Consider the following 9,497-nt stretch of genomic DNA (forward strand, 5'->3'; position numbering starts at 1 on the left):
ACCGTGAAACGACTTTGCGCCGATGATAGTGCTGCAACCAGTGTGAAAGTAGGTTATCGTCAGGCTAGTTATAAGAAGAACCCCACCAGGTGATCCTGGTGGGGTTTTTTGCTTTGTGCGTCAGTTTGGCATTTGGCGGCCTCCGACACAAACGTTCGTCCTATACATGGCTATCCGCCGGGCAGTTCGACCATGAATGCGGCGGCCAATCGCGCGCCATCGACGACTCGAAGGGCATCGACACCGGGTAGCCTTGCGCATCCCAGCTTGCGTGATCGGAGCAGCCATAGCCGCAGCGATCCTGGCCGATCTTGAGTTCAAGAAGATAGGCGGCCGTTTGAACTGGCTGGCGATCTCCTGCGACCCGCGCAAGCCCACTTCTTCTTCCGCATAGGCAAAGACCTCGATTGTCCTGCGCGGCCGGTAGCCGCTCGCGATCAAGGCGCGCAGCGCTTCAGTCCTGCTGGCGATCCCGGACGCATCGTCGTCCGCCCCCGGCGCGCGCGCCGTGTCGTTCATGCGGGAGCTGAGAATCGAATCGAGATGGGAACCGATCACGACCTGTTCCTTAGCCAGATCCGTGCCGGCTAGTGGATTTGTGGACTGCTTACCTGGGGGCTCAAAGTTCTTCGAGCGATGGCCCGCGCAATCCAACCAGGATAGCCCTGCCGCGGTGGTCGACACGAAATTCACCGTATCTGGCCTTGCTCCAGCGCTCCGCATCCCCTTCTTCGAAATGCCACGCGTCAGTGACCAGCACATTTCTTCCCTTCTGCCGCTGTATCTCGATAAGAAACTCATCATCCTTCAGAGCGCTGGTGTTGTTGTGGAAACGCGTAATCGTCACGATACCGCGTTCTCTGCGCCGGGCGACAGCCATTCGAGACGCAGAGCCCTCCCCATCCAGCTCGGCGGGAAGAGCAAAGTCAAGTGCCATATAGTCACCTTGCATCAGCGAGCGAGGATCGACAGGTGCCAGTTCGACGAACATTGTTTGTCCTTGCCGGATCAGCTGTTCCTTTTGCACGATCCCGATGTTGATGATGGCAAGCGCAAGTACTGCAGGGCAGAGCAAGGCCGCCTTGGTCCACCGTCTTTCCACTGCTGGCACTGGCGAGTCCAGCTGTACAGGCTGCTTGACTTCGATTCCAGCCCGAAAGCTTGCAAGCAGGAGTAAGCCTGCAGCGAGCACCAGCGCTGCCGCTTTGTAAAGCAGTGGCCAATCCAGCGCGTAATACAGCGCCCCAACTGCCCACAGCGCGGCAAGCCCCGCCAGCGCGGCCAGGCGCGGCCGATGCCAGGCGATGCATGCTACAGCGATGAGGAGCAGCGCGCCCAGTGAATCTGCGAAGAAGCTCAGCAGGACAAGAGGGGAAAACGCCATGCAGATCCAGTGCCGCTCGAAGTGCTTGAGCTGAAGAAGCCAGGTGCCAGCAGCAAGTGCAGCCCCGGTCGACAGGATGGCGGAATGGCCGAGCAAGCCACTACCGTACCCCGACAGCCATCCTCGCTCGGGCAATATCTGGCTCATAAGAAACGATTGGCCACTTAGATAGCCCAGCATGACAATGATGACCGCACCTGATCCAATCAGTGCCGATTCCGATAGGGCAGCTAGCGCAAATCGCCCGGTGCGCTCGGCATGGTAGAGGATGACATGGCCAGCCAACCACGCAAACGCAGTGGCGTACCACCTGTTCCATACAAAGGCCCCCTCGAGCACAGCGCGTGCATCGAGTCTCAGGATGGCTACGTTCAGCATGAAAACGGCAACGCCGCTGTACAAGGCTCGAATCCAGGGCTGCGGTACCGATATGACCGTAGCAATCGCCGCAATGGCACATATCGCATCGGCACTGGATCCTTTCCCGGGCATCCATAGCATGAACAGGCTACTCCCGAGCAGGCATACGCCCAGGTATTCGAGGAACAGGGGAGGCTGCCGCATATGAAGAATTGCCGCCGTGCCGGCAAGTACAAGACAGCCAAGGACATACAATTCTTGACCGCCTTTGCTGCCAACGACAGCCAACGCAAACAAGCCACAGATAGGTAACGCCGCGAGAAGGGCGCCAAAAGCAGTCAGCACGACGACCGGCCAAGGATGGCCATGCTTCTCCGTCTTGACGACAGCCGCGTCTACCAGGCCACGCGCAACCGCTTCGCATACAACACCATTAATTCTGTTGGTCACGCTCTTCTCCCTCGCGATGCTGGTTGCGATGCAGGTGGAGGATTGACATGGCGCTCAATACAAGCGCGCCTACTGCGGTCAAACCGACGATGATCAGAATGGCGGACAGCGAGTTGGTTTTCAGCCCGAGCCTGACTGAACCACAGACCAGAAGGACGTCGACCGCCAAGGCGGCGATGGAGAGGGACAGCGTGTCGAACGTGGACCGCATGGTAAAGAACGCACACACAGCGCACATCGCAACGAGCGCAAGCCAGAAGAATGGGATCTCGGAACCAAAAAGGCTCATGACCCCCAATGATGTGGCCAGGCCGGCGGCCGACAGCAGGCCGAAGTTCTGCGACCATACGCCGGCTCCGGTATAAGTGCGCCACGGCTTCGACAACGCCAGGGAAATGGCGAGCGCTACCAGCGTCGCCGAAGACGAGATATGGAATGGTGCACCTGAATCCCATCCAGCCCTGCCGTGCGTTCCGAGCCATGTTGTTATGCCGCACATGGCAACGATAACCCAGGCAGACCATATCAGATCCGAACGGCTCGCAAATGCGAGAGGAAGTGACAGCGCACTCCACAAGGCAAACAGCTGCCATGGATCCGCGCCGGATTGATAATGCTGTCCAAAAAAGCCGAGGAGTGCGCCGATCGAAAGCAGTCCGAACAGGACAAGCCCGATGCGAAAGCGGACAAATTTCCCGGCACCGTAGCACCCTGCAGCGACGAATGCTTCCAGCACTACGAACATGGCAAGGGGATGTTGCGCTTCCCAATTCGCGGCGATGAAAAAGATGAGACCAAGGCCCGCCAGGCCGAGCGCTACTATCCGGATACTTCGTCGCGATACGCCACGAGACAACAGCGTCGAATTGCCCATAGCGGCAATGCGGCTCAATTCATTGTAGGTGGTAGGAGACAGCTGCTGTTGCCTCGCTAGCTCGAGCAAGGCGAGCCGTGTACTCAACATAAGAATATTCTCCAGAGAAAGACGTGGGAAATTTTATGGCTCTCCTCCATGGAAGCTGTTGAGGCTGCACGCTGCTGTGAACAAAGCAATGATTTGAGAAAAAGACGTTTTCTTCGTTATCTGAGCAGTAATCGTACGGTGATTCCTACAGCGCCTCGGAGGCTTCTCCTATACATCCCCACGATTTCGGCGCGCATGATCGGTCCATTGGTTCAGCAAAGCGAAGGAGGAATCATGAAATCGAAGGAAAAAAACCTGGGTGGAGATAACCGTGCGCGCGGTATCCACAAGCCGAAAGGCGTGACGGTTGCCGAAGGCAGCATGCAGACGCGCGCGCCCGGCGCCGTGATGCCCGGCGGGCCCGAGTCACCGTTCAGGATGGCGAGCACGGGGTCGCAGCAGTCGGACACCAACGGCCGCGGCCAACGCGGCGGCGTCGGTGCCGTCCACCAGGGCTGGAGCGCACGCCAACGCGGTGAACGGATGCAGGCACAGGCGGAACAGAACCGCTTGGGCGAAGTCCAGCAATCCGGCCAGGGCGGCATCGAGCAATACCAGCATGCCGGCTCCCGGCAGTCGGACTCCGGCCAGGGTGACGGCAAAGGCCTGCAGGGCCGGCCCGCCCTGCCCGCTTCCGACTTCGGCAGTAAGCCGAACAAGAAGAATCCCGGCAGCTGAACGCCGATGCAGAATATTGCGAGCCCGGGTCTCCCGGGTTTTTTTACGTCCCGCGTCCGACCGCCACAAGCGTGGAAACCGTCTCCTGTCCCAATCTGGGGCACAATGCAGCTGTCAGCCTTGCCATTTCAACCATGACAGGAGAAGCATGAACGAACAGGTCGCACGCAATGTCGTGCTGGTCCGCGCCATCGAGTCCGCCGACGTCAATCACGAGGTATTGAGCGATGACGACCGCAAGTACGCGAGCCGCAGCGCAAAAGAGCTCGCCGCCTGGCAGGCTGCCGACAGCAAGACCGCAGTCGGCCAGCATCATTTCCTGCAGCAGCGCTCCGAACAGATCCTGAAACGCCTGGGCGAACGCTCGCCAGCCTTCGGCGCATTCGCGAAACGCCGGCTGGGCCTGGGAGGCGTCTGGCTCGCCCTGCCATTCCTGGCCTTCGTCAGCGGCGCGGCCATCGACCGCATCGCCGACCCGCAGCGCGTTGACCTGCTCTCCGCTCCCTTCCTGCTGATCATTGGCTGGAACCTGCTGGTCTATCTCTTCATGCTGGTGTGGGCGCTCATCCCGGGCAAACGTCACGGATGGGCGGGACCGAGCCTGCTCCGGCGCCTGAGCGTCGGCAAGGCCGCGGTGCCGCGCAAGCTACCGAAGCCCATGTCTGAAGGCCTTGCCGTCTTCATGGCCGAATGGGCCACCCTGAGCGAGCCGCTCACCCGGGCGCGCCTGCGCCGCACCATCCACCTGGCCGCCACCGGTTTCGCGCTCGGGGCGATCGCCTCGCTGTATGCGCGCGGCCTGCTGACCCAGTACGTGGTCGGCTGGGAAAGTACCTTCCTCGACGGCCGCGAGGTCCATACCCTGCTGTCCTGGCTGCTCATGCCGGCGATGACCGTGTTCCCCTTGTTGCAGGGCTTCTCGCTGGCCGAGATCGAACTGCTGCGCTTTGGGCGCGCCGTCAGCGCCGCGAGCGGTGAGCGCTGGGTCCACCTGTACGGGGCTACGCTGTTGCTGCTGGTCGTGCTGCCGCGCCTCCTGCTCGCGGGCTTTGCCGCCTGGCGTGCACGGCGCCTGGCGCGCCACTTCCCGCTCGACCTCGACCAGCCCTATTACCGCAAGCTGGCCGACAGCATCGGCGCCGGCACCCCGGCACTGCTGCGCGTGCTCCCCTACAGCTACACGCTCGACGAGGCGCGCGACCGCGGCCTGTGGACAATCGCGGCAAGCGCCCTGGGTGCGCAGGCGCGTGTCCAACTGCGCCCGGCAGCCGCCTACGGTACCGAACCCAAGGAAGCCCTGCACGATACGGCGCTCGACGAGGCGGGCGTCACCGTCACCGCCGTCCTGTTCAGTCTTGCCGCCACGCCCGAGAAGGAGAATCACGGCGCCTTCCTCGACTACCTGAGCAAACGCGTACGGCGCGGCGTCGCCGTGCTGGTGGACGAGTCGCCCCTGGTCGAACGCATCGGCGAGCAGCAGGGCAATGCCACGCGCGTGGCGGAACGCACTGCGCTGTGGCGCCAGTTCTGCAGCTTCCACGGCACCTCGGCCACCTTTGTGAACCTGCTCCAGCCGGACAAATATCCGCTCGAGCTGGGCGCCGGCCTGAACCTGCCGGAGCTGCGATGAGCGAGCCGGTCAAGATCCAGTTCGCGCTCGTCTCGCACACCAACAACGGCAAGACGACGCTGGCCCGCACCCTGGTCGGCATGGACGTCGGCGAGGTCCGTGACGCCGCCCACGTGACCCAGTTTGCCGAAGCCCACCTGCTGCAGCAAAGCGAGGCCGGCGACACCCTCATGCTGTGGGACACGCCGGGCTTTGGCGACTCGGTGCGTCTGTTGAAGCGCCTGTCGATGTCGGGCAACCCGATCGGCTGGTTCCTGCGCGAGGTGTTCGACCGCTACCGCGACCGCCCGTTCTGGCTCAGTCAGCAGGCGCTGCGCGCGGCGAAGGAAGAAGCCGACGTCATCCTCTACCTGGTCAACTCCTCGGAGTCGCCGCAGGATGCCGGCTACCTGCCGTCCGAGATGAAGATCCTGGAATGGCTCGCCAAGCCGGTCGTCGTCCTGCTCAACCAGATGGGACCACCGCGCCCCTGCGCCGAGGAATCCGGTGAGCAGGGACGCTGGCGTCAGCACCTGGCCCAATTCCCGGTAGTGCAGGAGGTGCTGCCGCTCGACGCCTTCGCCCGCTGCTGGGTGCACGAACACGTGTTCTACGAAGCGATCGGACACCTGGTCGACGCGGCGAAGCAGCCCGGCTATGCGCGCCTGCTCGAGGCCTGGTCCGCTGCCAACCGCCAACGCTACCTCGCCGCACTGCGCGTCTCGGCCGAACAGCTGGCGGCGGCCGCGCGCGACTCGGAACCGATCGCGGAAGAAGGGCGCAGCATGCTGCGCAGCGCGCTCAAGGCGGTCGGCATCGGCAAGGATGAACAGCGGCGGCAGGAACTGGCGATGGCGGCACTGGTCGAGCGCCTGAACGCCCGCATCAACGGCGCGACCGCACGCATGCTGGCACTGTACCGGATCGACCCGGGCCAGGTGCTGGCGATCAATGCGCGCGTGCGCGACAATTTTGCCGTGCGTGCTCCGGTCGACAAGGCGCAGGCCGGCCTGCTCGGCGCGGTCGTCTCGGGTGCGGCGACCGGGCTGTCGGCCGACATGATGGCCGGCGGGCTGACCATGGGTGCGGGCGCGCTGCTGGGGGCGATCGTCGGCGGCCTGACGATGGCCGGCGCCGCATGGGGCTTCAACCAGGGCACGGACCGCAACAAGCCGGGCGTGCAGTTCGCCGATCCCTTCCTGCAGTCGCTACTGGTCGGGGCGGTGCTGCGCTACCTGGCGGTCGCGCACTTCGGCCGCGGGCGCGGCAACTGGGTCGAGGGAGAAGCGCCGGCATTCTGGCAGCTCGAGGTCGAGCGGGCGCTGGCCGAGCGCGCAGCCGGCCAGCTCGAGCTGTGGCAGGCCGTGCGCGCCGCGCCGGACGATGCGGCGGCGGCAACGCTGGTGGAGGACGTGCTGCGGACCGCGACCGACGCCACGCTGGCCAGGCTCTATCCCGACGTTGCACTGCCCGCGCGCACGGACATCGAGCCTGCCTAGAACTGGTACTGCGCGCTCGCACCCAGGATCCAGTTGCGGCCGGGCGCGGCTTCGTAATAGCGGCGGTTGGCGTCGCCCACGATGACCGAGCCGACATAGCCGCGGTCGAACAGGTTGTTCAGGCGTGCGAACTGCCTGAGCCGCCATCCGCCCAGCTGCTGGCTGGCCTGTACCCGCGCGTTGAAGATCGCGTAGCCCGGTGCCGGTGTCGCAGTATTCGTATCCTCCGCGTACACACGGCTGTTCGCGATCGTCTCCAGGGCGGCGCCGAAGCGCCCGGCCTGCTCCTTCCAGCCCAGCTCCCCGTACAGGCTGGTCTTCGGAATCCCCGGCAGCCGGCTGCCGCGCGGCACGGCGCCGAAGCCTTCGTCGTAAGTGGCGCGCAGCGCGGTGAGTGCGAGGCGCGCGTTCCAGCCTGCGCCGAGTTCCGCATCGAGCGACAGCTCGCCGCCCTGGCGCAGCGTCGCGCTGGCATTGCGGTAGCTGGTGCGGCCGCCCGAGGAGCTGTCCACCACCAGCTCGTCCTGCGTGCGAACCTGGAACATGGCGGCATTCACACGCACCCCGGGTTGAGGCATCGCCTTGACGCCGGCCTCGAGGTGCTTGCCGATGGCCGGCGCCAGGCCGAAGTTGAAGCCGGCACCGGTCCCTGAATAAAACAGTTCGTTCAGGGTCGGGGTTTCGAAGCCGCGCGCGGCGCTGGCGTAGACGTTCAGCGAGGGCGACACCTTGTACAGCACCCCGAGCAGCGGCGAGGTATGGCGGTACTCGACGCTGCCGCTGTCGTTGCCGTTGGCGAGGAAGCGGTCGCTCACGTCGAAGCGGATGCGGCTGCGGCGCACGCCGCCGGTCAAGACCCAGCGATCGCGCTCCCATTCCAATTGGGCGTAGGGATCGAGGCTGCTGACTTCATTCTGCTCGTCGCGGCGCAGATTCCCGTTCACGCCGAAGGTATTGCCGACGAAGTTCTCGAAGCCCAGGCGGGCGTCGCGCGAGCGCGCCAGCTCGATGCCGACGGTCGCGCGCAAGGTGCCGCCTGCCAGTGGGCGTACCGCCCGCCAGTTGGCATCGATGCCGTGGAAGTCGCGATCGAAATCGATCACGCCGCCCGAGTGCGTGGGAGGCGCCTGGAAGCCGCGCGAGAAGGACTGGTACTGGATCACGCGGCGGTTGCCGCCGTAGGCGGTCAGCAGCAGGCGGTCGGGCCCGAAGCGCTGTTCCCAGCTGAGGCCGAACTGCTGGTGGTCGATGCTCTTGCGCGTGTCGTAGCGCTTGGCAAGGGTACGTTGCGGCGACTGGGTATCGGTGGTGTCGATCTCGCCGGCGCGTGGATCGCGCTGATAGGTGGCCCAGGTCACGCCCAGCGGATCCTGGGTATCGTCCTGGCGCAGGCCGCTCGCCGTGATGACCAAACGGCTGCCGGCCGTGGGCTCGGACACGAGCTTGGCGTAGGCCTGGTCGCGGGTGGCGGCGCTGTGATCGCGGTAGCCATCGGTCTCGAAGCGCGAGGCATCCAGCAGGTAGCCGAGTTTGCCGCTTCTGCCCTGGGCGTTGATGTCGGTCTTGCGCAGGCCGTCGCTGCCGGCGGCGAAGCTGGCTTCGACAGCCGGTGTGCCCTTTGGATCGCGGGTGAACAGCTGGACCACACCGCCGGAATGGTTGCCGTACAGGGCGGAGAAGGGGCCGCGCAATACCTCGATGCGCTCGGCCATGTCGAGGTTGAAGGTCGCGGCCTGGCCCTGGCCGTCCGGCATGGTGGCCGGGATGCCGTCCGCCACCAGACGTACCCCGCGCACGCCGAATGCCGAGCGTGCGCCGAAGCCGCGTGACGAAATCTGCAAGTCCTGCGCATAGTTCTGGCGGTCGCGCGCGACCAGGCCGGGCACGGCGGCCAGGGCTTCGGAGGCATTCACCCGCGGCTGGGTATCCCGGATCTGCGCCGCGTCGACGATGTCGATCGCAGCGGGCAGGTCGAAACTGCTGTGTTCCGAACGGGTGGCGCTGACCACCACGACATTCAAGGGGGCGCGGACCTCATCGGCCACAGCGCAGAGTGGCGCCGACATGCATGCTGCGGCGATGGCGGTCCGGCGGAAAAAAGGGTGCTTCATGTAGTCTCCAATTGCTCATAGCACCCGTACAACCGGCATGCTGGTACGGCAGGCAATATACCCGGCATTGATAAAACGGACACGCACAAGAACTTCCTTAACACGCAGAGCAGGGCTTGCGGACCCCGCCAGGGTTTGTTATAGTTCGCCTCCGCTTCGGCAGTGACCGAAAAAGGTTAACGTAATCAAGTGGTTACGTTGACAAGGTCCGCAGGAAAATCTGCAACGAAGCGAACGAGGGGTTGACGAGAAAAGCGAAACACTTCATACTCTCACTTCTCTGCTGCTGACGAACACAACGCTTCGTACGGTGCAGCAAGGTAGTACAGAACAAGAGTTCTTTAACAATCAACAGTCGATAAGTGTGGGCGTTTGATGAAGGTGCCAGTGACTTCGGTCGCTGATTACTTAAATTATCAAATGTTCACAAAAGTATTAACGT

6 protein-coding genes and 1 pseudogene are annotated in these 9,497 nt (G+C 63.7%); 3 read left to right on the forward strand and 4 right to left on the reverse strand.

The window, feature by feature from the left end:
* Positions 1-223: 223 nt before the first annotated feature.
* From AC56LK_RS25060 to AC56LK_RS25070, 3 genes and pseudogenes are all read right to left on the reverse strand, one after another.
* Positions 224-615, reverse strand: a pseudogene (locus AC56LK_RS25060) (M20/M25/M40 family metallo-hydrolase); the annotation flags it as partial.
* A gap of 4 nt (positions 616-619) precedes the next feature.
* A complete protein-coding gene (locus AC56LK_RS25065; RefSeq protein WP_497187156.1) occupies positions 620-2,194 on the reverse strand; it encodes a GDYXXLXY domain-containing protein in 1,575 nt (524 codons plus the stop codon).
* Positions 2,178-3,158: a DUF2157 domain-containing protein gene (locus AC56LK_RS25070; protein ID WP_497187157.1), complete on the reverse strand. Its 981-nt coding sequence runs from the start codon at positions 3,156-3,158 to the stop codon at positions 2,178-2,180. Before AC56LK_RS25070 ends, AC56LK_RS25065 begins: the two co-directional genes overlap by 17 nt.
* A 234-nt stretch (positions 3,159-3,392) precedes the next feature.
* Between AC56LK_RS25070 and AC56LK_RS25075 the strand changes: the two genes are divergently transcribed.
* From AC56LK_RS25075 to AC56LK_RS25085, 3 genes are all read left to right on the forward strand, one after another.
* Positions 3,393-3,836: a hypothetical protein gene (locus AC56LK_RS25075; protein WP_497187158.1), complete on the forward strand. Its 444-nt coding sequence runs from the start codon at positions 3,393-3,395 to the stop codon at positions 3,834-3,836.
* 148 nt (positions 3,837-3,984) lie between these two features.
* Complete coding sequence (locus AC56LK_RS25080) at positions 3,985-5,466, forward strand: DUF2868 domain-containing protein (RefSeq protein ID WP_497187159.1); 1,482 nt, start codon at positions 3,985-3,987, stop codon at positions 5,464-5,466.
* A complete protein-coding gene (locus tag AC56LK_RS25085) occupies positions 5,463-6,944 on the forward strand; it encodes a DUF3482 domain-containing protein (RefSeq protein WP_497187160.1) in 1,482 nt (493 codons plus the stop codon). Before AC56LK_RS25080 ends, AC56LK_RS25085 begins: the two co-directional genes overlap by 4 nt.
* On the opposite strand, the gene AC56LK_RS25090 is transcribed toward AC56LK_RS25085, so the two are convergent.
* Positions 6,941-9,055: a TonB-dependent receptor family protein gene (locus tag AC56LK_RS25090; protein WP_497187161.1), complete on the reverse strand. Its 2,115-nt coding sequence runs from the start codon at positions 9,053-9,055 to the stop codon at positions 6,941-6,943. The two genes, AC56LK_RS25085 and AC56LK_RS25090, sit on opposite strands and share 4 nt — an antisense overlap.
* Between the last annotated feature and the right edge of the window lie 442 nt (positions 9,056-9,497).

The organism is Telluria sp. ZB4P36 (assembly GCF_059685865.1).

Bases quoted from the DNA above. Each gene is read 5' to 3' on its own strand.
- AC56LK_RS25070 (WP_497187157.1), bottom strand. From the start codon at position 3,158: ATGTTGAGTACACGGCTCGCCTTGCTCGAGCTAGCGAGGCAACAGCAG.
- AC56LK_RS25075 (WP_497187158.1), top strand. From the start codon at position 3,393: ATGAAATCGAAGGAAAAAAACCTGGGTGGAGATAACCGTGCGCGCGGT.
- AC56LK_RS25080 (WP_497187159.1), top strand. From the start codon at position 3,985: ATGAACGAACAGGTCGCACGCAATGTCGTGCTGGTCCGCGCCATCGAG.
- AC56LK_RS25085 (WP_497187160.1), top strand. From the start codon at position 5,463: ATGAGCGAGCCGGTCAAGATCCAGTTCGCGCTCGTCTCGCACACCAAC.
- AC56LK_RS25090 (WP_497187161.1), bottom strand. From the start codon at position 9,055: ATGAAGCACCCTTTTTTCCGCCGGACCGCCATCGCCGCAGCATGCATG.